This window comes from Methanobrevibacter sp. (assembly GCF_036307625.1).
Taxonomy (GTDB): Archaea; Methanobacteriota; Methanobacteria; order Methanobacteriales; family Methanobacteriaceae; genus Methanocatella.
Genome location: NZ_JAXJXF010000125.1, coordinates 1 through 23062, shown reverse-complemented (window position 1 = coordinate 23062; position 23062 = coordinate 1). Strand labels below are relative to the sequence as shown.

At 33.7% G+C, this 23062-nt stretch carries 24 protein-coding genes; 4 read left to right on the top strand and 20 right to left on the bottom strand.

The window, feature by feature from the left end; all coding sequences use genetic code 11:
- Positions 1–170: 170 nt before the first annotated feature.
- The 4 genes from UIB65_RS08090 to tes all read right to left on the bottom strand — a co-directional run bounded on the left by UIB65_RS08090 (position 171) and on the right by tes (position 4188).
- Positions 171–1451: a tRNA (N(6)-L-threonylcarbamoyladenosine(37)-C(2))-methylthiotransferase gene (locus tag UIB65_RS08090; protein ID WP_330040826.1), complete on the bottom strand. Its 1281-nt coding sequence runs from the start codon at positions 1449–1451 to the stop codon at positions 171–173.
- A 3-nt stretch (positions 1452–1454) separates the two neighbouring features.
- Positions 1455–2081 (bottom strand): HVO_0476 family zinc finger protein, encoded by a 627-nt coding sequence (locus UIB65_RS08085; protein ID WP_330040825.1) that lies wholly within the window; start codon positions 2079–2081, stop codon positions 1455–1457.
- Positions 2082–2103: 22 nt separating this feature from the next.
- Positions 2104–2589: a homoaconitase small subunit gene (gene hacB / locus UIB65_RS08080; RefSeq protein WP_330040823.1), complete on the bottom strand. Its 486-nt coding sequence runs from the start codon at positions 2587–2589 to the stop codon at positions 2104–2106.
- A 93-nt stretch (positions 2590–2682) separates the two neighbouring features.
- Positions 2683–4188, bottom strand: a complete 1506-nt coding sequence (gene tes, locus UIB65_RS08075; RefSeq protein WP_330040822.1) for a tetraether lipid synthase Tes — start codon at positions 4186–4188, stop codon at positions 2683–2685.
- A gap of 342 nt (positions 4189–4530) precedes the next feature.
- Here tes and UIB65_RS08070 point away from each other — a divergent pair, with 342 nt between their 5' ends.
- Positions 4531–5091: a CDP-2,3-bis-(O-geranylgeranyl)-sn-glycerol synthase gene (locus UIB65_RS08070; protein ID WP_330040820.1), complete on the top strand. Its 561-nt coding sequence runs from the start codon at positions 4531–4533 to the stop codon at positions 5089–5091.
- Here UIB65_RS08070 and UIB65_RS08065 read toward each other — a convergent pair.
- From UIB65_RS08065 to UIB65_RS08025, 9 genes are all read right to left on the bottom strand, one after another.
- Positions 5088–6116, bottom strand: a complete 1029-nt coding sequence (locus tag UIB65_RS08065) for a hydantoinase/oxoprolinase family protein (protein ID WP_330040819.1) — start codon at positions 6114–6116, stop codon at positions 5088–5090. The two genes, UIB65_RS08070 and UIB65_RS08065, sit on opposite strands and share 4 nt — an antisense overlap.
- Before the next feature lie 2 nt (positions 6117–6118).
- Entirely contained in the window at positions 6119–7210 is a 1092-nt protein-coding gene (locus UIB65_RS08060; protein ID WP_330040818.1) for an ATP-grasp domain-containing protein, read from the bottom strand.
- Entirely contained in the window at positions 7194–8516 is a 1323-nt protein-coding gene (wecB, locus tag UIB65_RS08055) for a UDP-N-acetylglucosamine 2-epimerase (non-hydrolyzing) (RefSeq protein WP_330040816.1), read from the bottom strand. Before wecB ends, UIB65_RS08060 begins: the two co-directional genes overlap by 17 nt.
- A gap of 110 nt (positions 8517–8626) precedes the next feature.
- Positions 8627–8971 carry a hypothetical protein gene (locus UIB65_RS08050; protein ID WP_330040815.1) on the bottom strand — a complete coding sequence of 115 codons (345 nt, stop codon included), beginning with the start codon at positions 8969–8971 and terminating at the stop codon, positions 8627–8629.
- A 21-nt stretch (positions 8972–8992) separates the two neighbouring features.
- The gene (gene truA / locus UIB65_RS08045; RefSeq protein WP_330040828.1) at positions 8993–9856 is read right to left on the bottom strand and encodes a tRNA pseudouridine(38-40) synthase TruA; all 864 of its coding nucleotides are present in this window, start codon (positions 9854–9856) and stop codon (positions 8993–8995) included.
- Between the two features lie 578 nt (positions 9857–10434).
- Positions 10435–10938, bottom strand: coding sequence for a GNAT family N-acetyltransferase (locus UIB65_RS08040; RefSeq protein WP_330040814.1), 504 nt, complete (start codon positions 10936–10938; stop codon positions 10435–10437).
- 52 nt (positions 10939–10990) lie between these two features.
- Positions 10991–11845 carry an ABC transporter permease gene (locus UIB65_RS08035; RefSeq protein WP_330040813.1) on the bottom strand — a complete coding sequence of 285 codons (855 nt, stop codon included), beginning with the start codon at positions 11843–11845 and terminating at the stop codon, positions 10991–10993.
- Positions 11838–12767: an ABC transporter permease gene (locus UIB65_RS08030; RefSeq protein ID WP_330040827.1), complete on the bottom strand. Its 930-nt coding sequence runs from the start codon at positions 12765–12767 to the stop codon at positions 11838–11840. Before UIB65_RS08030 ends, UIB65_RS08035 begins: the two co-directional genes overlap by 8 nt.
- A gap of 119 nt (positions 12768–12886) precedes the next feature.
- Positions 12887–14491 carry an ABC transporter substrate-binding protein gene (locus tag UIB65_RS08025; RefSeq protein ID WP_330040811.1) on the bottom strand — a complete coding sequence of 535 codons (1605 nt, stop codon included), beginning with the start codon at positions 14489–14491 and terminating at the stop codon, positions 12887–12889.
- Between the two features lie 376 nt (positions 14492–14867).
- On the opposite strand from UIB65_RS08025, the gene UIB65_RS08020 reads away from it, so the two are divergent.
- Positions 14868–15527: a 4Fe-4S double cluster binding domain-containing protein gene (locus tag UIB65_RS08020; protein WP_330040809.1), complete on the top strand. Its 660-nt coding sequence runs from the start codon at positions 14868–14870 to the stop codon at positions 15525–15527.
- On the opposite strand, the gene UIB65_RS08015 is transcribed toward UIB65_RS08020, so the two are convergent.
- The gene (locus UIB65_RS08015; RefSeq protein ID WP_330040807.1) at positions 15522–16085 is read right to left on the bottom strand and encodes a GNAT family N-acetyltransferase; all 564 of its coding nucleotides are present in this window, start codon (positions 16083–16085) and stop codon (positions 15522–15524) included. The two genes, UIB65_RS08020 and UIB65_RS08015, sit on opposite strands and share 6 nt — an antisense overlap.
- Positions 16086–16224: 139 nt before the next feature.
- Between UIB65_RS08015 and UIB65_RS08010 the strand changes: the two genes are divergently transcribed.
- Positions 16225–17172: an ABC transporter ATP-binding protein gene (locus tag UIB65_RS08010; RefSeq protein ID WP_330040805.1), complete on the top strand. Its 948-nt coding sequence runs from the start codon at positions 16225–16227 to the stop codon at positions 17170–17172.
- A gap of 1 nt (position 17173) precedes the next feature.
- The gene (locus UIB65_RS08005; RefSeq protein ID WP_330040803.1) at positions 17174–17788 is read left to right on the top strand and encodes an ATP-binding cassette domain-containing protein; all 615 of its coding nucleotides are present in this window, start codon (positions 17174–17176) and stop codon (positions 17786–17788) included.
- Here UIB65_RS08005 and UIB65_RS08000 read toward each other — a convergent pair.
- From UIB65_RS08000 to UIB65_RS07975, 6 genes are all read right to left on the bottom strand, one after another.
- Positions 17785–19155: an MATE family efflux transporter gene (locus tag UIB65_RS08000; RefSeq protein ID WP_330040802.1), complete on the bottom strand. Its 1371-nt coding sequence runs from the start codon at positions 19153–19155 to the stop codon at positions 17785–17787. The two genes, UIB65_RS08005 and UIB65_RS08000, sit on opposite strands and share 4 nt — an antisense overlap.
- A 76-nt stretch (positions 19156–19231) precedes the next feature.
- Positions 19232–19498, bottom strand: coding sequence for a DUF6110 family protein (locus UIB65_RS07995; protein ID WP_330040800.1), 267 nt, complete (start codon positions 19496–19498; stop codon positions 19232–19234).
- 16 nt (positions 19499–19514) lie between these two features.
- Positions 19515–19826 carry a hypothetical protein gene (locus tag UIB65_RS07990; protein WP_330040799.1) on the bottom strand — a complete coding sequence of 104 codons (312 nt, stop codon included), beginning with the start codon at positions 19824–19826 and terminating at the stop codon, positions 19515–19517.
- Positions 19827–20045: 219 nt separating this feature from the next.
- On the bottom strand, positions 20046–22361 hold the full coding sequence (locus UIB65_RS07985) for a cation-translocating P-type ATPase (protein WP_330040798.1): 2316 nt from the start codon (positions 22359–22361) through the stop codon (positions 20046–20048).
- An 18-nt stretch (positions 22362–22379) separates the two neighbouring features.
- Positions 22380–22754 (bottom strand): metalloregulator ArsR/SmtB family transcription factor, encoded by a 375-nt coding sequence (locus UIB65_RS07980; RefSeq protein ID WP_330040796.1) that lies wholly within the window; start codon positions 22752–22754, stop codon positions 22380–22382.
- Positions 22755–22865: 111 nt separating this feature from the next.
- Positions 22866–23062 (bottom strand): hypothetical protein (locus tag UIB65_RS07975; RefSeq protein ID WP_330040794.1); only part of this gene is annotated, 197 nt, incomplete at its 5' end.

The window sequence follows — 23062 nt, the reverse complement described above, 5'->3', positions numbered from 1 at the left end:
CAATAGTATATAAAGGTATCGGTAAAACTGAATAAGATAACCCCATAGTTTAGTAGTAACACTATCATAAAACCCTTTTGAAAACTAGAAAAAAATAGCAATAATCCCCATAAATTAAGGATAAAAAATAGGTAAAAATATAAAAATAAGAAGAAAATAAAACAAAAAAATTATTCTTCCAATAATTCACTTTTAAGATATGTGGCAGTAGCTTCAGTTATTTTTACATCAACAAAAGTTCCCAACTCAACATTATCAACAATAACTGGAATATAAGAATTGGTTTTGGCAATAAAACCCCCTTTGGAACCTTTTTCAACAACCAAGACATTTTGATGAGATCCCACCAATTCTTTATTTTCATCCTCAGTAATTTTTGATTTAATTTCAGATAAAAATTTAGAGCGTTTCTTCATAACAGGACGAGGGATTTCTGTAAGTGAAGATGAAATTGCACCTTTCCTATGCTGATATTTTGACAAATGAATCAAACTTGGTTTTACGGTTTGAAGAAGTTTTACTGTCAAATCAAAATCTTCATCGGTTTCGGTAGGATAACCAACAATTATATCTACCGCCAAAGTCAAATCAGGAATTTCACTTTTAAACCTAGAAACAATATCCAAGTATTGGTCAATTGTATGGCCACGCCTCATTTCGGATAGAACCTTATCACTTCCTGATTGAATAGGTAAATGAATAAAATTATATACCTTAGGATGTTTCATTGCATCAATTATATCATCAACATCATTTAAAATGTTTTTAGGATGCATCATTCCAACACGAACACGAAAATCTCCATCCAAATTAGCCACTTCTTTGATTAAATCAGATAGTTTTTCGCCACTATCCTTACCGAAGGCAGCGGTATCCTGTGCAGTGAGTTGAATTTCGCAGGCACCATTTTCAATAGCTTCCTTTGCTTCACCAACAATATCTTTAATCGGATAACTATTTAAAGGTCCCCGAGCAAAACGAGTGCAGCAAAATGTACATGCTCCCAAACAACCTTCACAAATTTGAATAATATGAATAAGACTTTCATCAATTAGTTTTGGAACTCCAACTTTACTTTCTTTGGTAAATCCTGTCTCACGAATAACTTCACCACAATAAGTTCCGCTGACAACTTCAGCAGACTTATTTAACTGATGAGGCCCAATCCATGAACAATTCGGTCCAATCTTATCCAATTTTTCAGGATCGATTTCGACCATGCACCCACTAACTATGATTTTTTTATCCGGAAACTCTTCTTGGAGTTTTTGAATCTTGTAGACAACCTTATTTTCAGTAGGCAGCTTAACATAACAAGTATTTACAATAATGACATCTGCCTCTTCAATGGAATCGGCGATGCTTATGTCATTTTCAACCAAAACTCCGGCCATAATTTGTGCATCAGCCTTATTAAATGTACATCCGTAAGAATCAATAAATACTTTCATATTCTAATCTCTAATAGTTTTTTTAACAATATATTTTGTTAAATCATAATCAAAATTATTGAACTTAACAGGTTTTGAGTAAACCCTTTTAATGACTCCGGCTTTGGCGAATCCTGAAGTGAGCTTTCTTTCCTGAGTTTTAATAACATGCACTTTAACAATGTGTTTTTCAATTTTAACAATATCTCCAGGAGCAATTTCGAAGTCTCTTTCCAAATCAAGCTTATAAGAATCAACATCACCATGCAAATCTACAGAAAATCCAATACGTGCTGGAATTTCAACAGAAGAAGCCCAAATAGTATTGATATCTTCAATCATGGATTTATTTACTCTTTTATCATTCACTTCAATACTTGTTACTTCAACTTGACCCAAATCTGAAAGTAAAACATCTCCAACTTTTAACTCATCACTTGGAGATAATTCAATAGTAGTTTTATGAGATTTATCTTGCTCTGAAATAATTAATCTATAAGGTTCTGGTTTTTTAGCAGAAAACATATCCTTGAAAACATGACCACATGATTCACATTTCAATAAATATTCTTCCATTATCTTCTTTTTGGATGATTTCTGCTTTGAATTCAAAATTTCAACTTCATCAGAACCACAAATTGGACAATCCATCTTTATGCCTCCTAAAATAAAATTATTCTTTTTCAATCAAATAATGGTTAACCAAACCACCATCTTCCAAAATATTTAACATGAACTCTTTAAATGGTTCAAAATTAGTTGATTCACCACTGGTTTCATTAACCAAAATTCCTTTTGACAAATCAATGCTAATGATATCCCCATCCTTTGCCTCAATATCTGAAACAATTACAGGCAAACCTATATTAATTGCATTCCTATAAAAAATCCTTGCAAAAGATTTGGCCACAATTGCATCAACGCCAGCTGTTTTGATAGCTACGGGTGCCTGTTCTCTTGATGAACCACATCCGAAGTTTTCATCAGCAACAATGATATCTCCTTTTTTTACATTTTTAGTGAAATCTGGTCGTTCACCCTCCAATACATGGTCAGCCAAATCCTGAGGATTGAATGTTCTTAAATATCTTCCAGGAATAATCACATCAGTGTCGATATTTTCCCCAAAAGTCCATGTTTTTCCTTTAATAATATCCATAAATATCACTATAAAATTAATTAATTAATTAAAAAACGAAGTATTTGGGATGGACCCAAATACAGAATAAGCAGGTGATTTTTGTAAAACAAATTATTTATTTTGTCTAAGAGGTTGTGCAAATTTCTTCTCAATTCCTTCACGATACATGGAGTTCATTGTACAGAATGGAATAATTCTGCCATCAGGTGTTGCATAATGAATAACACATTTTTTAACCCTGTCTTCATCAAAGTTAAACGGATCCATGAAATGCATACATGAAATAAGCATTGCATCTTTGGAGAAGTTTCCTAAAGCATCATAATCTCCTCTAGCAAATACGTTTATTAAGGTTCTTGTAATTTCCAATCCTTCAGGAGACCTGCTGGTGTGAACCATCTTTGGAAGGTTTCCAGTCAACCCGGCTAAAACCCTTTTTCTAGAACCGAATTTGCCTGCTTTGAGTTTTTCATTATATTGCTTCAATTTGTCGAACAAATCATCCACATCGATGAAATCCGTAATTGGAATCAAATTGTCCTTACCTGAACCTTCAGTTTTTTCTCTAAATACATATGTCGCAATTCCACAGTGCTGATGACAGTTTAATGTAACTTTAGCTGTATCTTCCTCATCCAAAAGAGATATGAATTCAGCAATTGGCTCAACTGAAGATGGAGGGTAGAATGATTCGGTTGGAACCTGACCATCAGTGACATCTTCAATGATTTTGACAAAGTCAGGAATAGTTATCCTTTGCTCTTCGACATGTTCTGAAGGTGTTCTGCCTGCAAATGAAACAGGTTGGAAATTGACACCATAAATATTTTCACTGTGGTCGAATGCAAATTTGATAATATCACCAATTTGATCATCATTGACTCCCTTAACCAATGTAGGTACAAGAACTATACCTAATCCAGCTTTTCTACAGTTTTCGATAGCGTCAAGCTTGAATGGAAGTAAATCTTTACCCCTATTGTTAATGTATGGCTCTGGAGTTACACCATCAAAAGCAAGATAAACGGTGTTTAATCCAGCATCTTTTAATTCTTTTGCCAAACTTTCCTTTTTAGCCAACCTGATACCATTAGTTGCAATTTGAACGTGAGTGAAACCCTCTTCTTTTGCCATTTCAACAAGTTCCACTATGTCTTTTCTAACGGTTGGTTCTCCACCCGCATACTGAATAGCAGGACATGGATGAGGTTTTAAACTTCTCAAATTCCTAAGCATTTCCCTTATTTCATCTTGAGTAGGCTCATATTTGTATCCTGCAGCAGCAGCATTAGCAAAACAAACAGGACATCTTAAGTTACACCTGTTTGTTACATCAATCAAACCCAAAACAGTTGAGGTTTCATGTTTGGAACATAATCCACAATTGTTCGGACAAGCCATTTCCTCAGGAACAGACGGATTATCAATTTTTGTAATGGACGGTGTATAGTCTTCCATTTTTTTATATAACTGATCGTCACCCCAATAAGTGTTGATAAACTCCCCATGCTCATCACAAGTTTTTTTGATAAAGATTTTGCCATCCTCATCATAAACTTCAGCACTTAAAGATTTACCGCACTCTGGGCATAAACTTTTAGTATCTTTAATTTTCAAAAAATCACCTTAACTAGCAATATTGTATTATAAAATACAAACTTACATAAATATAATATTTAAATTATATCCTACTTATTATTTATACTTATTTAGAAAAAGCAATAATACTTTGCAAATATTCCCCGACAATACTGAAATTAATATGAAGGAATCCTTTAGAAAAATTAAATAATAATTGATTTAGTGAATCATTTATGCAACTTTAATTTTAAAAGTAATTGTTTTATAAACAGACGTCTAGTCAACATTACATACTGTTTTGATTTCAACTTTCACATACTTAATTAATATATACTAGTTTAAACAAACAAATAGTAAAGAAAAACGGAGAAACTATTGATGGATATTCAAATATTTTTATTGGGTTGTCTTACAACACTGTATTTCATACTTCCCGCTTATTTTTCAAATGGTGGTGCACTAGCTTTTGGCGGAGGAACACCAGTTGATTTTGGAAAAACAGACAAGAATGGAATACGTTGGATTGGAGACGGTGTTACTTGGAGAGGATTAATTGCCGGAACACTCATCGGAATATTGACCGGAGCGGTTCAAGGATACCTTGCCCAGTTCATACTTCCAGAAATTGGACAGTACCTCATAACCCCAATAGTGACTGATATCCATAGCGGAATCCTAATAGGATTTTTACTTGGTTTAGGTGCATTGGTCGGTGATGCATTAGGAAGCTTTTTGAAAAGAAGAATTGGAATCGGAAGAGGAAAACCTGCGCCGATTCTCGATCAACTAGACTTCATAATAGTTGCGCTGATATTCGTTTCACCATTCGTAAATATGAACTTGCAATTTATTGTAATCGCAATAATATTAACCTTGATTATTCATTTAATTGCAAATACCCTTGCTTATCTGCTTGGAATAAAAGATGTATGGTATTAATCCACACCATCATATCTATTCATCATCACAGCAGTTCCCACAGCAGGAGCGACGACACATTCTTCGTCAGATAAGATATCACCCATAGACCTGACTTCCAAGCCCAACAATTCAGCTGCTTTTTTATCTAAAATGTCTTTACCCAAACCTGTTGTGACAATTAAATCAAGATTCTGCTCTTCATGAACCTGCTTTAGACCATCTGCAATCTGTTCAATTTGCTTTTGATGAATGAATTTGCACATTTCAGTAATGTCTTCCATAGACAACATTTCCAAATCGGCACAGACAACACGAGCTATCCTTTTTGCACAATCCAATTTGGATTTGGATTCCCCATCAAAAGTATCACAGACATAATCATCTTCGCTTATCAAATCCAGTACTGTGTATACATCAGCAGTTTGTGCAAATAACTCTGAAGCAACACGATATTCTTTTCCGTTTAATTCCACTTTATCTAAAAAACTGGCTAAATTTGTCCTTAAAGTACCTGTATAAACCAATTCACCTGTAGCAGACCTGTCAAAATCTGATTTTCCGATTGCACATTCCTTACCATCCTTGATTGGAATGATGTCCGTTGTTGTGCTTCCAGTATCAATGAAAATACAATTGTCTGAAATCAAAGTAGCTATCTGAGCGGTGGCAATCCAATTTGCAGCAGCGGCCTTTAGAGGAGTGTTTTCAATTTCTGCTTTAGACATCATGCCATCGATTCCAACATATGCAATCGGGCATCGAAACGTTTCTTCGCATTTAGCCACAACATCTAAAACCCCATCCTTTTTAGTATCATATGCATCCACCAGTTCTGCAGTCATTGAGATTCCAACAGCATCAATTTCACTGACCGGACAAATTTTCTCAATTAACTCAACAAGAACCCTTGACAAATCATCGTTGTTACTCCACATTGGAAGATATGCAAAGTCAACTTCAATGTTTTTAATTTCTTCACCATCAAAATCGATTACTGCCAAATCAGTGTTTGCACCACCAATATCAAAACCAGCTATCTTCATAATCATATTCTCCTAATTTCAAGATTATCCCCTGATTTTTTAAATTCAACTTCACCATCGAATGCAACATCAATGTCATCAATGTCCATATCCCCATCAATCACATCGATTATTGTTTTTCCAATATTGAAATTGGCAATTTCCTTTAGGCCGACATAAGGTGTTGTGAATCTGGAGTTAATTTCCAATAAATAAACTGAATAAATATCTTTTTCATCTGCATTGATCAATAAATCAACACCTACAAAACCTTTCAAACCTTCAATAGATTCTACAGCTTTTTTAGCAATTTCAAATGCTTCTTCTCCATATTCGCTATTAAACGGCAATTTTCCCCCAACATATATTCCCTTATCGTTTTTAAGCTCTACAAATTGTCTGTTTAAACTGATTGGAATTGCATTTTTACCATCACAAATCAGGCTGACGCTGATATCGGTTCCTTCAACATATTCCTGAACAATAACCCTTGAACCCGGTTTGAATATTTTATCCAAATCCAAAGTCAAATCCTCAATGTTTTCAATTATGACAATGTCCTCACAATCGACCCCAATCAACGGTTTTATAATGAGTTTTAGTGGAGTTAAAGGATCTTCTGCCTGCCATTTTTCATGCAGATTTTCAATTGCTCTTTTCCAATACCCCTTAGGGTCAATCTTGAATCTAAATGTTCTTGGTTGGGGAACAATATTGGAAAGGGATTCGTAAGATTCAAATTTGTCTGAAGCAATGAAACAGGATTCTGCTGATGAATTATAAATTTGAACGTTGTTGTCTTCTAAAATCTTTGTAATGTTGAAAAGATTGTTATTGTTTTCTGCAGCTATGAAAATAGCCTTATTGAAATTTGCCGCATTATCTTTTAGCCAATCAATAATATCAACATCTATTAAAATCGGATTGACATTTTCATAATCTTTAACAATATCCCCATAGGATTCATTAATGACCAAATCAACGTCAAAATCACATAAATCATCCAGAAGAGCAAATATTAATGCTTCAGCTTCAGAAATAATACATTTATCCTTTTCGCCTGAAGCGGTGAAATATTCGAATACCAATATTGAATCATTATTCTCTTTCATCATAAGTAATCATCATTCCTTTTATGTTTAAGTCATCTTTTGGGAAAATCATTTTCTTTCCGTCAAAAACCATATGAATTAAGGCATTATTATCTGTTTCGAATTCAGCAACTGTAATGTCATCTTCAACATTCATCATTTTTCTTGTAAATGATGTCATGATGTCTTCTGGAGCAACTATGTCCAGCAAACCTTCATCATAATAATCAACAATTGCATCAACAGTTCTTTTGGCAGCCTCACCCTGACCATATGGATTTTCTGCTTTTTTCATCTTTTGGGCAAAGTCTTCATCCTCTACAATCTTTTTAACATATTTCAGGATTGCATCTTTGTCTGCGCCCACAAGAATATTGCCTCCGGCAGATACAGTTTCCGGCCTTTCAGTATTGTATCTTAAAGTCAATGCAGGTACATCAAGTGTGATGGCCTCTTCCTGAAGACCTCCTGAATCTGTTAAAATTAAAGTTGAAAGAGAAGTTAACTGTAAAAAATCAAGATATCCAATAGGTTTTATAATGTGAACATGCTCCAAATCGTTCAATTCATCAAACAGGCCAAAATTCTGCAAGGTATTTTTGGTTCTTGGATGAATCGGGAAAATTATATTCATATAATCCAGTTCCTTTAAAGCTTCGATAATATTTGTAACCCTTCTTTTGTCATCCACATTTTCCGCCCGATGCATTGTTAAAGTCAAGATATTATCCATTTCTTCAATATTCAAACTAGCTAATGACTCATTTGAAAATCCTTTTTTTCTTGCAATTTCCAAATGCCTGAAACATGCGTCAACAACAGTATTTCCAGTAATAATTAGGTTTTTGCGTGAAAAGCCTTCAGCCAAAAGATTAACAGCTGATTCTTCTGTCGGAATAAAATACATTGAAGAACAAACATCGGCCGCCCTGCGGTTTAGCTCTTCAGGCATTGTCATATCAAATGACCTGAGACCGGCTTCAACATGGCCCACGGCAATATGCAGTTTAGAAGCAACCAAAGCACCCGCCAATACAGCATTTGTGTCTCCCTGTACAAGAACGATATCCGGTTTTTCATCAATCAAAACCTCTTCAATACCTTTCATCATCAAACCTGTTTGCCTGCCATGAGTTCCAGAACCGACATGAATATTATAATCCGGAGCAGGAATTTCCAAATCCCTAAAAAAAGCATCAGACATCTCGTCATCATAATGCTGACCAGTATGCAAAACAATCTGGTCAATGCCTCTTCTGGAAATTTCATCAATGATTGGAGCCATCTTAATAATTTCAGGTCTTGTTCCCAAAACAGTAGCTATTTTCATAATAATCCCTCATTAATATTTTTTATTAAAAATACCATAAAAAATTTTAGGAAAATGACAGTTTTTGACTGAAAAATAAAAAAAATAGATCGATTTAAAAAAAAATTGAATTAAATTAAGGAAGGCAACTTACCATTGTCCGTGATAACATTACCTATAATGAATGATCCAATTACCACACCAAATGCAGTAGAAACTGCAATAACCGCAATATTTAATATGAATGCTTCAATAAGAGCATTTACTGGTACTGGTGTGCCATTTTTAGATTTATCTTGTATGGCAGCTCCAATTGGAAAAATAGTTATGAGTACTGAGAATATCAATATAAACGGAATTGAGCTAATCCACAGGTTAGATTCATTATGGTGAATTGCAAGATATATTCCTAAAATCAAACCAATTACAATACCTACAATAGAAAATTTGTCAAATACGTCATATATTAATCCCATCAAATACGCCTCTAAATAATATTATTTGCACACATCATTTAAACTTTTTATCATTGACTCCCTGATTGCATATCTTTTCTGAAGGTCTGCCAATGAATCAACCAAATCCCTTCTGAAACGTTCACAGGCATAATCATCATATCTGAATTTAATACCATCATATTGAATATCCATTAAAATTAGATATTCAGCCTCAGTTACCTTAATGTTGGCGCGTGGAGAATCTTTCGAAGGATTCAATAAATCATAAACTTCATCCAAAGTCATTTTTCCAATTGCCACATCAACAAAAACCCTCATCATTTTTCGAACCATATTCCATAAAAATGATTCGCCATAAATATCAACAAAAATAGGAGATATCGTATCATGCAAATTCGGGAATTCTTTTTTGTGATAGTCATTCAAGTCCACTTTTGTGATTTTGATATCATCAATTGTTCGGGTAGTGGTTTTTTGAAAGCGTTTTGTGAAATTGGTGAAGTTATGAGTCCCTTTAAAGACTTCTGCACATTCGTTTAGTTTGTCAATATCCAAATCCTGAAAGAGCATATAACGATATTGTCTCATTTGAGCATACCTTGGTTTAAATGCATATCGTACAGGAGCACTAGCTAAAATCTGAATATCATCCGGAAGGGAATTATTGATTTCATTTACACGAACTTCTTTTTCAGACTGAAAACTGATCACATTACCTAAACTGTGAACACCAGCATCGGTTCTTCCGGCTATCCTAAATCTGGATTTCTTTAAGTCATCGATATAATCAAGTTTGCGCAAATGGTATATCAGTTCCTCTTCAACCGTCCTTAGGTCAGGCTGTCTTTGAAAACCATGAAAATTGGTTCCGATATATCCGATTTTAAGTGCTGTCCGTTTCATCATATATACTTTTACAAGTCATATAAAATAAAGTTTAAGTAAAAAAACGAGGAGGGTAAATAGCTAATAGGATAGCTATTTACAATATGGCCTTATTAACTTGGTATTATTAATGAATAAAAGGGAGATAATTAAAATTTTAAAAATTTTGAAGATAGAGAAAATAATAGATATACTAATTTTAATTATCCCATTTTAGATTTTCTAAACCCAAATAAAACTAAGTAGTAATAACCATATAAACATTATTAAAAAATTAACATGATTAAAATCTTTTAAATTTAAAAAAAATAGATTAAAATAAAATAATGCATTAATCAAGGATTATAAATAAAATAAAATAAAATTAAAAAACACATAATACTTTTTTGACAACAAGTAATAACAATAAATTTTAACAAAAATAACCGAAATATGGAAAAACAAACTTCAATTAAAATATTAGCAATATAACATTAAAATAATGCTTCATAAATCAAAAATCAATTTTTAAATCAATATTTATTTAAAATACAAAAAATAAAAAGGATTTAAAAGTAATACTTTTTTTAAAAATAATACTACTTAAAATTTTAATCTCAGACAAATTTAACCATATGAGTAGTTTCATCATAGTCATCTTCTTCAACAGTTACCTCATAGCCCAATGATTTCCAAAAAGGTATGGCAGCATCAAGATAGCGATGTGTATGCAGATATATTTTATCATACCCTTCTTTTCTGGCAAATTGTTCAATGCAATCTACAAGCAAACGTGCAATTCCCATTCTCCTATACTTTTCATCAACCATCAATCTCCAGATGCTTGCAGTATCCTCATTAGAATAGTAACCTTCAAAAAATTCATAATCCTTATCATAGGCACGTACCGCTGCAGTCGCAACAATCAGATCATCATCGATTGCCACAAATAAATTATTCCTGTTTGGAAGCACATAATAATCCGTCAAACCATCAATATCATAGTGAAACTTGGGAGTGGGACCAATACCATACTCCTTTTTGATTTGACTATATAAAAAATCTTTAACGGATTTGATTTCATTCAAATCATACTTGATTTCCCTAATTTGTATATTCATAACATCACCACACATGACTAAAAAAAAAGAAAAGAGAAAATATTAATTTCCCTTATTCCTGAGCGGTTTCAGGATTCAATAATTTTTCAACATTTTCCCCTATGAAATCAAACAGCAATACAACTATCAGCAAAGACATACCCGGATAGAATGCCAGCCACCAATATCCTGAGGACAAATAGTGCATTGATTCTGATAGAATAACTCCAATTGCAGGTTCATGAGGAGGTAAACCAAATCCTAAAAAGGTTATTGCGGCTTCATGCATGATCGCATGAGGAAACATTAAAATGATACCTACAATAATCTGGGAAACTACTAACGGCAAAATATGTTTGGTTGCAATCCATACCCTAGATTTTCCAAGATTTTCAGCCAGATGCACATATTCTTTAGTTTTAATTTCTTTAACTTCAGACCTTAAAACTCTTGCAAGAGGAGTCCAATGGGTTAAACCGACACCCATAACGACACCAAATACTCCCCCTCCAAACATTACAGATACAAGAATTATTAAAAGAATATGAGGTATTGAACCAAATAAATCAATGATTCCAGCAACAAGTTCATCTGCAAATTTATTAAAGCTTGAAAACAATCCCAAAATAATTGAAATAAGAGTACTGACAGCAGATGCAATGAAACCCACCATCAAACTTAATCCAAGTCCAGCAATTGTTCTTTGAAACATGTCTCTCCCCATCCAATCGGTACCGAAAATATGTTCTAGAGAAGGCATTCGATTTGCATTTACAAAGCTGGTCGGAATATCTGGAATAAAATAACCGGAAATAAATATGGATAAAATTACCAATGATGAAAGTACAATGATTACAATAGTTTTTGTTCTGAGATTTGCAGGATATAAAAACCATTGTTTTTTATCATCAGCCTTTTTCTTAATCACTGAACTCACTCTCCTTAATTCTTGGATCAATCAGGTAATATGAGATATCAGCAAGAAGATTACCTACAAATACAAATACTGCACTAAAAAGAACAATACCTAAAAACAATGGCACATCACTTTGAAGACCAGCAGCAACAGCCGTTTGACCTATTCCTGGATAAGAGAAAACCTGTTCCACTAGAACAGCTCCACCAAAGAGTTCACTAAATGATAAAAATTGCAATGTAATTGCAGGAAGTAAAATATTTCTTATTCCATGATTTTTTACTAGATCCCATCCTTTTTCTCCTCTGGATTTTGCAAATAAAACATAATCAGAAGATAAAACTTGAATTAATTCATTACGAGTATACATTGCTATAGGTGCTAGGCCAACCAAACTCAAGGTTAATGTAGGAAGTACAAGTCTGGATGCCCATTCCGCAAATGTTGCATCAGTACTGCTAACACCAATAGGTACACCAAAACCAATTGGGAACCATTTCAAGTAAACTGCAAATACCATTAAAATAAGCATTCCTACCCAGAAGGAAGGAGCAGATTGAATTGCATAACAGTATACCTTAACTGCTTTATCAATCAATGACCCTTTATTTTTTCCAGCGACTACTCCCAATGCAAAACCTATAATCCCACTTAAAAGCCATGATAATGCCATAAGCACAATTGAAGCAGTGAATTTATCAATAATTACATCAAGAACAGGAGCACGATAAATTAAAGAAATACCGAGATTGCCCTGAACCAAATCCAGCAACCAATGGAAAATTTTTGTAGGTAACGGAACATTAGTACCAAAATAACCTTCCAATATTGCTCTTTGAGCTTCAGAAACAGCTGCTCCTTTTAAATAAGTACTGACTGGATCAATAGGGGATAAATCTAATAATATAAAACTAAAAATTGCTACTGCAACCATCAATATTATAAATCTTATTAATTTATAACCAAAAAATTTCAATATCTGATTTTTATTCAAAAATTAACCCCCAAAAAAATTTTAAAAAAAATAAAAAAAAGGAAAAATGGATTAATTAATTATTTTCTGGTCCAATCACAGATATTAATTAAAACATCATTTCCTAAACCATCAGGTTGATTGCCAATATCAATTCCATCTTTAATGAAATAGTTGTAGTCATAGTTGACTAACCATACAAACGGAGCATCACCAGCAGGACCCCAACCTCCACCGTTAACGAGTGCAGATTGTGACCATAATGAATTAGATTGGCTTAAATCATTAGCATGCATTGCATCTTCCATCAACTTATCAGAACCAGTATTATTATATAAACCTGGGTTCATATAGAAGTCATCAGCTTCTTTACTGTGATATTGTTGATATATTGATTTGTATGGGTCAGGAGAGGTTTGTTGCATTAATGCAGGGGAACTGTACATGTTTTTATAGATGGTATCCCAGTCTGCACCTTCAAGTTTTACCTCAATTCCTATTTCTTTTGCTTGTTCAGCAAATACGGTTGATAAGGATTGTCTGTCAAGGTAATCAGGAGGATAGTATAAACTGAATGATGCTTTTGTACCATTCTTCTCTACAATTCCATCTCCATCCTTATCTTCCCATCCACCATCTTTTAAGATTTTTTTTGCTTGAGCGACATCTGCATCTTTAACTTTGGAAGCATTATTTGCATAATCTCTTGTATCTACACCAGTGTATTCTGGAGTAGCGTGACCTGAGAATATATCATCACACATAGTCTGACGGTTTACACCGACATTTAACGCTTGTCTGATAGCTTTATCTGCAGTTACATTGTTTCCTATTTTTGCACTTGCATTACTTACTTTACCAGTATCGTTAAGATAAGGGAAAGATACTCCTTGTGCCCTACCTGCAGATACTTCATAGAATTGATATCCATCTACAGTTTGATTTAATGCTGAAGTTGCTACAGGAACCACATCAACATTTTTGGATTTTGCAAGCTCCAACCAAGTAGATTCTTCAGGGAACAATAAGGTTAATTGGGTGAAGTATGGTTTGTCACCATAATACTTATCATTTACTTTGAAGATTGCTTGTTGACCTTTATCCCAGTGATCCAATACATAAGGTCCAGTACCGATTGGTTTTTCTCCATAAGTTTTGTTATCATATGAATCTGATGGTACAATACCTAAATATCTTAAATCATAAATAAATGTAGATCTTGGTTCTTTTAATTTAAATTCAACGGTAGTTTTATTTACGGCAGTTGCATTTTCAAGATTAGTTAAATCCAAATCAGATTCTGTTGCTTTTGCAGTGTTGAATGTAAATGCTACATCTTCTGCATCAAAATCAGAATCATCTGAAAATTTAACACCTTCCTTAACATTTACAGTCCAAGTTTTACCGTCACTACTGACTGAATAACCAGTAGCGAGGTCTGGAACAAAAGAACCGTTTTTATCAGTTTTAAATAAACAACTTTGTACTAAAGGATTGTAATTCTGGTGTCCACATCCCCAACCTGTTAACGGATTAAAACCGGATTTAGGTTCTTTGATGTTGCTGTGAGCCGCTACAGTCAAATGGGTTGGGTCATTATCATGAGAACCACCCATAAAAGCAAAGGCTGCAACAACAATGACAACAACTGCAATGATTCCACCAATAATCAGTTTCTTGTCCATAATTTTTTTCTCCACATAATTTATCAAGAAATTAAAATAAAAAGTAATACTTTTTTTAAAAAAATTACTTAATTAGTAATACTAATTTAAATTATTTTAATAACATACAATATTTTGTAGTAATACATATAAAAAGATATTTATTACTTTTAAAGATTAATTTATAAAATAATCATAGTTCAAAAAAAGCATTTGCAAAATATATGGCTGAAATTAATTACTAAAAAATACCCCACACCATAAGGACAATTTAACATTAAAATTAAACAAAAATAATGTAATATATATTTTAAAAGTAATACAAAAATTAAATTTAAATAAAATGATTATCAAATATTCGCTCATGAATTTATCTCTTGAACTCAAGAACTATTTATTGGACAACGGCGCTACAGAAGTAGGCTTTGCAGACATAACAAATTTCACACCACAAAAAGGACTAAATACCGGAGTTATATTCTACATAACCTATCCAAAGGAAATAATACAGAATATGCAGAATGCACCAACACCCGAATATCTTGAGGAACTGATAAGTTTAAACACAAGACTTGATGCATTGGGAATGAAATGTGAAGAATTTATAATTAATAATGGATATAACGCATATGCACAGACAAAAAAGAGATTAGGGACAGATTTTGGGGAATTCAATTCATTTGAACTGCCCCATAAAACCATTGCCACACGAGCAGGTCTTGGATGGATTGGAAAATCCGCACTATTTATAACAAATGACTATGGATCCGCCCTCAGATTATCTTCAGTTTTAACAGATGCCCCACTAAATATAGGCAAACCAATTTTAAAATCAAAATGCGGTAAATGCATGGAATGTAGAGATGCCTGTTTTGGTGGAGCGATAAGCGGTAAAAACTGGAATTACAAACTTAAAAGAAACGATTTTTATGATGATAGGAAATGCGAAAAATATGCCCTGAAAGTTTCTGAGGAAAATTTGGGAAAAGCAGATACAGTATGTGGAAAATGCATATTCGCATGTCCACACACACAAAAATATATTAAAAAACTATAATTTTACAGCATGCCTAAAGTCAGATGGCTGAAGAGTAATGTCCAATCCACATATCTTTTTGTCCATATGTACGGTTTCCAACTCATCATTGGAATCCAGAGATACGACAAAACCCATTTTTGTCCAAAACTCAAGAGCCCCATCCAATGTCTTATGAGTATGCAGGTAAATATTTTCATAACCTGAGTGAATGGCAAAACTTTCAGCTATAGCAAACATCTTTGAAGCTAAACCGCAACGGCGACATTTCTCATCGACAAATAGTCTCCAGATACTTGAAGTATTCTCCATTGAATACAAATGTCTAAACTCCGGAAAATCCTTATCATATGCTCTGATACCAATTGTTGCTATAATTTCTCCAGTTTTTTCACAATAAGCAACGAAAAAATTGTTTCTGATTGGATTAACATAATATTCTACCAATTTAATAATGTCTTCATGCCATTCAGGAACATATCCATAGCCGAATTCCTTTTTAATTTGATCAAACAGGAATTTTTGGACTTTATTAATATTTTCGGAATCATCATCCAATTCTTTAATAATAACTTTCATGATTAACCTCAAAAGTATTACACATTTATAAGAATTTATGCAGATAGTAATACTTTTTTATTATTTTTGATTAACTTTAATATTGATAAGGTACAAATTAGTATTTAAAACTTATCATTTGATGATAAAAGGTGATTTAATGGAAAAATTGTTAGATGTGGAAAATGTTTCTATTTCATTCCTACAATATACAAAAGGTTTAAATCAACGTGATTTAAAGGTAATCACAGATTTAACATTAGATGTATCGGAAGGCGAAATATTAGCAGTTTTAGGTTCAAGCGGCTCTGGAAAAAGTCTGCTTGCACATGCAATATTTGGAATACTGCCAGAAAATGCAAATTTAAACGGAAAAATAAAATACAAAGGAAAAGAATTATCACAAAAAGACAAAGAAGAACTTAGAGGAGATAAAATAGCATTAATTCCCCAATCAGTAAACTTTTTAGATCCTTTAATGAAGATTTCAGACCAAGCGATAGGCCATACAGAAAACGATACTGAGAAAAAAGAAAAGAAAATAAAACAAAGAGAAATCTTTGAACATTATAACTTAGGCCCTGAAGTCGACGAAATGTACCCATTCCAACTGTCAGGAGGAATGGCAAGAAGAGTGCTCGTTTCAACCGCATTACTATCTGATCCAAAATTAGTTGTAGCAGACGAACCAACACCAGGACTTGATGAAAAAACAGTGAAAGAAACCTTAAATCACTTCAAACACATGAAAGAAGACGGAGTAGGAGTACTACTAATCACACACGACATCCACGCAGCACTCGAAATAGCAGACAGAATAGGAATATTCTACTCAGGATACGTAATAGAAATAGCAGAAAACAAAGACTTCACAGGCAACGGAGAAAACCTCCTACACCCATACACCAAAGCACTATACAAAGCACTACCTGCAAACGGATTCGAACTAACAAAAGGACACCAACCATTACACGGAGAAATACCAAACGGATGCCCCTACTACGACAGATGCGAAATGAGATTCGATAGATGCAAACAGGAAAGACCACAACTGATTGACCTAGGAAATAAAAAGGTCAGATGCTTCAAATACGAGGAAGGTGCATAAAATGAAACTAAAAGCTACAAACATTTCATTCAAATATCCATCAGCGAAAAATTATCTCCTAAAAGACATTAATCTTGAGCTAGACAACAAAAAAATAATGGGGCTGATTGGAGACAGTGGAAGTGGAAAATCAACCCTGTGTAAAATCTTATCAGGATATGTGCAAAAATATGAAGGGGAAGTGAGTTTTGATGATGCACCTTTGCCAAAAAAAGGATTTAAACCTGTCCAATTAATTTACCAGCACCCAGAAAAAGTAATGAATCCAAAATGGAAAATGAAAGATGTTTTAGGTGAATCTTGGGATGTTGATGAAAAAACATTATCAGAATTTGGAATTCAAAAATCTTGGCTAACAAGATTTCCACAGGAACTGTCCGGAGGAGAACTACAGAGATTTTCAGTTTTAAGGGCGTTGAATCCAAAAACAAAATTTATAATTGCTGATGAAATGACAACCATGCTTGATGCAATCACTCAAGTGCAAATTCTAGATTCCGTGCTGAAACTTGTTAAAGAAAGAAACATGGGATTTTTACTAGTAAGTCACGATATGGATTTGGTAAACACCATATGTGATGATATAATCTATTTTAAGGATATTAATGGCGCTTAATCATTAATATCCATTAATTTTTTAATTTGCCAGTCTGCCCAGAACATAGTGATGTTGTTTGAAACGACCTCGCCCAAAACAATTCCCATCCAGGCACCCCATACACCATAACCCAATACAACAGCAAACAGATAAGCAAAAAGTATTGTAAAGCCAGTTTCTCTCATAATAGTCTGAAACATTGCAGTTAATCCCTTACCAATGCCCTGGAAAACATAAGTTGAAGCAACACCAACAGCCATTGTCGGATAATAAATTACAATCCAAGACAAGAATCCTGTAAGTTCAGATGCAATCCTTACACTGCTTCCGGATGATGCAAATATTGATGCAATTTCTCCGGCAAAGAAATTTGTCAAAACGGCCACAACTATTGCAATAACTATTGAAACCTTCATTGCATACCTGTGAGCAATCTGAATATTTTTAAAGTTTTTTGCACCATAGTTGGCCGCAATAACACTAATCAATGCAGTTCCAATAGCCAAAAGAGGAGTTGTGCCTATTGTAACGATTCTCCAACCTGTCGAATAAACAGCTACTGAATCCGTTGAGCCGACATAAGCCAAAAGTGCGGAAAATACTGCTGCAAAAAATGCATTGTTTAGCAATTGGATGCTTGCTGGAATTCCCACTTTAACAACATCAATTGAAATGTCCCTTTTGAAATTGAAGTTTCCCCAGTAAGGCTTTAGATAAGTGTCCTTTTTAACATAAAGCCAATACACCAACACAAGAATAACAAACACTGCAGAAATTATTGTAGCAATTGCAGCACCCTTAACGCCCAGATTGAATGTATAAATGAAAATAGGATCTAGAATAATATTTAAAACAGCCGATGCAATCATGGCATACATCGGTCTTTTGGTATCTCCTTCCCCTCTGAAAATACCGTATAATGCATTTGAAAGAATAATGAATACAGAACCTGCCAGAATGATTACACCATAGTCAGTTGCATAACTAATTGTAGAGCCTGCACCCATGGCATTCAAAATGGGATTTAAGAATATCAAAAGAATAATAGTTATAATTATAGAAACAACAATATCAATTAGAATTGAATGAATTGAAGCATTATCCGCTTTTATTTTATCATTTTCACCAATATACTTTGAAATTGCAAATGCCGCACCAGAACCCAATCCGTTTCCAAAACCAACTAGAATCATAAATATCGGCGTGAAGAATCCAACACCTGCAAGTGCATCCGCACCCAAACCAGACACCCATGCCGCATCAATAAGGTTATAAAAACTAGTGATAAGCAATGAAACAATCAATGGAATTGACATTTTTATCAAGGCCCGTTTAGGGTTTCCTAGCATAATGTCAATATTATCTGATGAATCATTACTAAACATAGATAATAATTAAATGTTATTCAGATATAAAATTATCTTAAAAAAAAAAAGAAGGGAAAAAATGGAATAAACAAAGTTATTCCTTTTTGGCAACATATATCTCCTGTTTGTCATCCATGCGTGCATCATAAACAATATCTTCTGCATTTTCTCTCATGTCCTGAAAGGTTTCTTCAGCATCTTTTTTTGCAGAAATTACCCCAGCCATCCCTTTAGTGGCTAAATCTTTTGTGGTTTGAGACTTAATAATTTTAGTACCTATAATTGCTGCAGCAATACCTCCGGCAAATAATAGTGCATGTTTATGTTCCTGAACAAATGGATGTAATCCTTTATTAGACATAAACCCTCCAGTGAAACTATTTTTTAGATTTTTTGGATTTTTTAGAGGTTTTAAGTTTTTCCTCTTCAATTTCTTCAGATTCAACATCGATGACGATTTTTTCTTCATCTTCAGCCAATTGTTGCTCAGCATCAGTCTTAATTTCTTCCATACGATCTTCAGCATCTTTTTTAACTGCCAAAACACCTGCAACACAATCAGTGGTTGCATCTTTAACGGCTTTAGATTCCAATATTTTTTTACCAACCAATGCAGTAGCGATCCCTGCTGCAAAAATTAAAATTTCTTTATGTTCCATTGCTTGATTAAAAACTTTTCTATGTGGCATAACAACTCCTTCATGAAACTTTTTAATTGTTCCCAAAATTTTAAATCCACATAAGTAATATAGCTCATATAACATTAAATGAAAACTAGTATATAAAATATTCGTTTTTAAAATATTTTTAGGCAAAACAAAGAATAAAAATTTAGTTATAACTAATTTAAAGCTGCAGTAATCGTTTAAAGTTTAGCAATACCAAAAAAAAATAAAAAAAAAATAAAATTAGAATAGTGGGTCTTTCACCATTCCAATTCTAAATGAGTTTAAGATAACAAGCAATGTTAAACCTAAATCACCAACACCAACAGACATCATCAATGTTATAATTCCCACAATCGCAAGAACTGCACACAATAATTTAATTGTAATTGCCAGAGATATATTCTGTTTGATAATTCCCATTGTTTTATGGCTTAAGGCAAATAAATATGGGAGTTTTGAAATATCATCCTGCATTAAAGCAACATCCGCTGTTTCAATAGCCACATCGGATCCTGCGGCACCCATAGCAATACCAATATTTGCACGTGCTAAAGCTGGTGCATCATTAATACCATCTCCAACCATGGCAACATCCCCAAACTTATTTCTGACAGTATCCAAAAGGTTCAACTTGTCTTGCGGAAGCAAATCAGAATAGACATAGTCAATTCCAATTTCTGATGCTACACTTTTTGCGGCAAGCTTATTGTCACCAGTAAGCATTACAGTTTGTACACCTTGACCTTTCAAATCCTCAATTACTTCTGAAGCATTGTCCCTAATTTTATCGGACACAGTTATGATACCAATAACATTTCGAGCATTTCCAATAAATATCACTGTTTTTCCTTCAGCGTAGCTGTTAATTTCATCTCTTGAAATATCAAATGAACTTCCATCTATCAATGACTCATTTGCAGCGTAATACTGTTCACCATCAATATTTGCAACAATTCCTTTACCTGGAACATTCTTAAACTCTTCAACATTACCTGAACTAATGTTTTCATCATTTGCATAATCTACAACAGCCTGAGCAATAGGGTGAGATGATTCAGATTCCAAAGAAGCCGCAATTCTAACGATATCCTCTTTTGAATAACTTTCATCCAATACTTTAACATCACTTAATTTGAGTTTTCCTTCAGTTAATGTGCCTGTTTTATCAAAGATTACCGCTTTAATATTACGCATTTCTTCAACATAAGTACTTCCTTTAATGATTACTCCATTTCTTGTAGCTGAAGTAATGGCAGACACCATTCCGACCGGTGTTGAAATCAAGAACGCACAAGGACATGAAATTACCAATAGTGAAAGAGCTTTATAAACCCAATCTGTTAAGTTTTGACCCAATGCCAAAGGCGGAATCAATGCAACACAGATAGCGGCAACCATCATGACAGGAGTGTAATATTTAGCTACCTTTTCAACCAATGTTTCTGTTTCAGACCTGTTGAGCTGTGAGCTTTTTACCAAAGTAACAATTTTTGAAATCATGGAATCTTTTGCAGCTGTGGTTACTTTGACTTCCAAATATCCATCTTCATTTACAGTACCTGAAAAGACCTCATCTCCAACCCCTTTTAAAACGGGGACACTTTCACCAGTAATTGAAGCTTGGTTGATTGAAGAAGAGCCAGATATTATTTCTCCATCCAAAGGAACCTTATCACCAGGTTTTACGATTACGGTTTCACCAATGTCCACTTCATCAACATTTTTAATCTCTTCTGCATCACCTACTTTAACTCTGGCAGTATCAGGAGCAATTTCAACCAATGATTTAATTGATCGTCTAGCCCTAAATTCGGAATAGTCTTCCAAAAATTCTGCGATATAATACAGGAATGTTACTGCAGCACCTTCTTCAGGATGACCAATAATAAATGATGCAACACAAGCGATACACATCAACATTGCAGGACCTATAGTATGTTTTTTGACTAATGATTTATAAGCTAAAATAGCTATTTCATAACCTGCAATCACTGCACCAAGCATATAAGTGGCAGTTATTATTGTGGTGTCGAATGACAAAAATTCAAAAACATGCCCTAAAACAAATAATATGGCGCTTGCAACTATTATTTGAATTGGTCTATTGGCAATCAAAGGTTTTCCTTCAGCCAATAGCTCACCATCATCGTCATCGTCGTCATCATCATCTGCACAATCCGGACAACCACAAAGACTTATGTCAACATCCTTATCATTATGGTCATGATGATCATGGTCATGCTCATGATTATGCCCATGGTCATGCTCATGGTCATGCTCATGGTCATGCTCATGGTCGTGATCATCATCTGCACAATCAGGGCAACCACAAAGACTTATGTCAACATCCTTATCATAATCGATTTTTTCACTGTGATCATGTACGCTCAAATCAGTATTTTCTTGATAATTTCTTAATAACTGCTGATTATAATGATCAGAATTTTCACATTTAACTTCATTACATTCTGGGTCAAAACAGATGTGATTGTAATGTTCGGGGTTGCGACAATTTTCATCACCGCAATCAGGGTCATAACATCTATTTTCCTCCATCTTATCACCAATTAAAAATTATTCTAATATATGTTCCAAACCCACTTTGTATATCATTTCTATGTGAAGGTCAGTAAGAGAATATCTTGCCATTTTACCTTCCTTTTGATATTTGACAATGTTATTTGCACGCAATATTCTTAATTGATTTGAAACAGTTGTTTGGTTCAAGTCAAGTGCATCACATATGTCACATACACACAAATCCTCAATACTAAGCAGAGAAATAATTTTTAATCTTGTAGGGTTTCCAAATATTTTAAAGAATTCTGACAGCTCAGCGAACTCGGATTCTTCAGGAATACGCTCTTTTACTCGGTCAACAACATCCTCATGAGAGTTGAAGACTTCGCACATATCATCGTTTTCATTTTCAAGATTATCTTTTTTCATTTCAATCACATATATTACAATTACATAATATGGCATGCCACATATTTAAATGTTTTCATATCATGATATTGTGATATGTTAATTTGAAAAAAAATATGATGAAAAAAAGAATTATTTTTCATTCAACTGTTCGGTTAAACGTTTCACTTCATTTTCTAGTTTGAGAATTTTACCATTAGCATTAGCCAAATCCTCCTTAGCATTAGCCAAATCCTCTTTAGTATGAGTTAAATCCTCCTTAGCATTAGCCAAATCCTCTTTAGTATGAGTTAAATCCTCCTTAGCATTAGCCAAATCCTCTTTAGTAT

Bases quoted from the DNA above. Each gene is read 5' to 3' on its own strand.
- UIB65_RS08050 (WP_330040815.1), bottom strand. From the start codon at position 8,971: ATGGGATTAATATATGACGTATTTGACAAATTTTCTATTGTAGGTATT.
- UIB65_RS08090 (WP_330040826.1), bottom strand. From the start codon at position 1,451: ATGAAAGTATTTATTGATTCTTACGGATGTACATTTAATAAGGCTGAT.
- UIB65_RS08065 (WP_330040819.1), bottom strand. From the start codon at position 6,116: ATGAAGATAGCTGGTTTTGATATTGGTGGTGCAAACACTGATTTGGCA.
- wecB (WP_330040816.1), bottom strand. From the start codon at position 8,516: ATGAAAATAGCTACTGTTTTGGGAACAAGACCTGAAATTATTAAGATG.
- UIB65_RS08025 (WP_330040811.1), bottom strand. From the start codon at position 14,491: ATGGACAAGAAACTGATTATTGGTGGAATCATTGCAGTTGTTGTCATT.
- UIB65_RS07985 (WP_330040798.1), bottom strand. From the start codon at position 22,361: ATGGAGGAAAATAGATGTTATGACCCTGATTGCGGTGATGAAAATTGT.
- truA (WP_330040828.1), bottom strand. From the start codon at position 9,856: ATGAAACGGACAGCACTTAAAATCGGATATATCGGAACCAATTTTCAT.
- UIB65_RS08070 (WP_330040820.1), top strand. From the start codon at position 4,531: ATGGATATTCAAATATTTTTATTGGGTTGTCTTACAACACTGTATTTC.
- UIB65_RS07980 (WP_330040796.1), bottom strand. From the start codon at position 22,754: ATGAAAAAAGATAATCTTGAAAATGAAAACGATGATATGTGCGAAGTC.
- hacB (WP_330040823.1), bottom strand. From the start codon at position 2,589: ATGGATATTATTAAAGGAAAAACATGGACTTTTGGGGAAAATATCGAC.
- UIB65_RS07995 (WP_330040800.1), bottom strand. From the start codon at position 19,498: ATGTCTAATAAAGGATTACATCCATTTGTTCAGGAACATAAACATGCA.
- UIB65_RS08040 (WP_330040814.1), bottom strand. From the start codon at position 10,938: ATGAATATACAAATTAGGGAAATCAAGTATGATTTGAATGAAATCAAA.
- UIB65_RS08005 (WP_330040803.1), top strand. From the start codon at position 17,174: ATGAAACTAAAAGCTACAAACATTTCATTCAAATATCCATCAGCGAAA.
- UIB65_RS08010 (WP_330040805.1), top strand. From the start codon at position 16,225: ATGGAAAAATTGTTAGATGTGGAAAATGTTTCTATTTCATTCCTACAA.
- UIB65_RS08060 (WP_330040818.1), bottom strand. From the start codon at position 7,210: ATGATGAAAGAGAATAATGATTCAATATTGGTATTCGAATATTTCACC.
- UIB65_RS08085 (WP_330040825.1), bottom strand. From the start codon at position 2,081: ATGGATTGTCCAATTTGTGGTTCTGATGAAGTTGAAATTTTGAATTCA.
- UIB65_RS08030 (WP_330040827.1), bottom strand. From the start codon at position 12,767: ATGGTTGCAGTAGCAATTTTTAGTTTTATATTATTAGATTTATCCCCT.
- UIB65_RS07990 (WP_330040799.1), bottom strand. From the start codon at position 19,826: ATGCCACATAGAAAAGTTTTTAATCAAGCAATGGAACATAAAGAAATT.
- UIB65_RS08000 (WP_330040802.1), bottom strand. From the start codon at position 19,155: ATGTTTAGTAATGATTCATCAGATAATATTGACATTATGCTAGGAAAC.
- UIB65_RS08015 (WP_330040807.1), bottom strand. From the start codon at position 16,085: ATGAAAGTTATTATTAAAGAATTGGATGATGATTCCGAAAATATTAAT.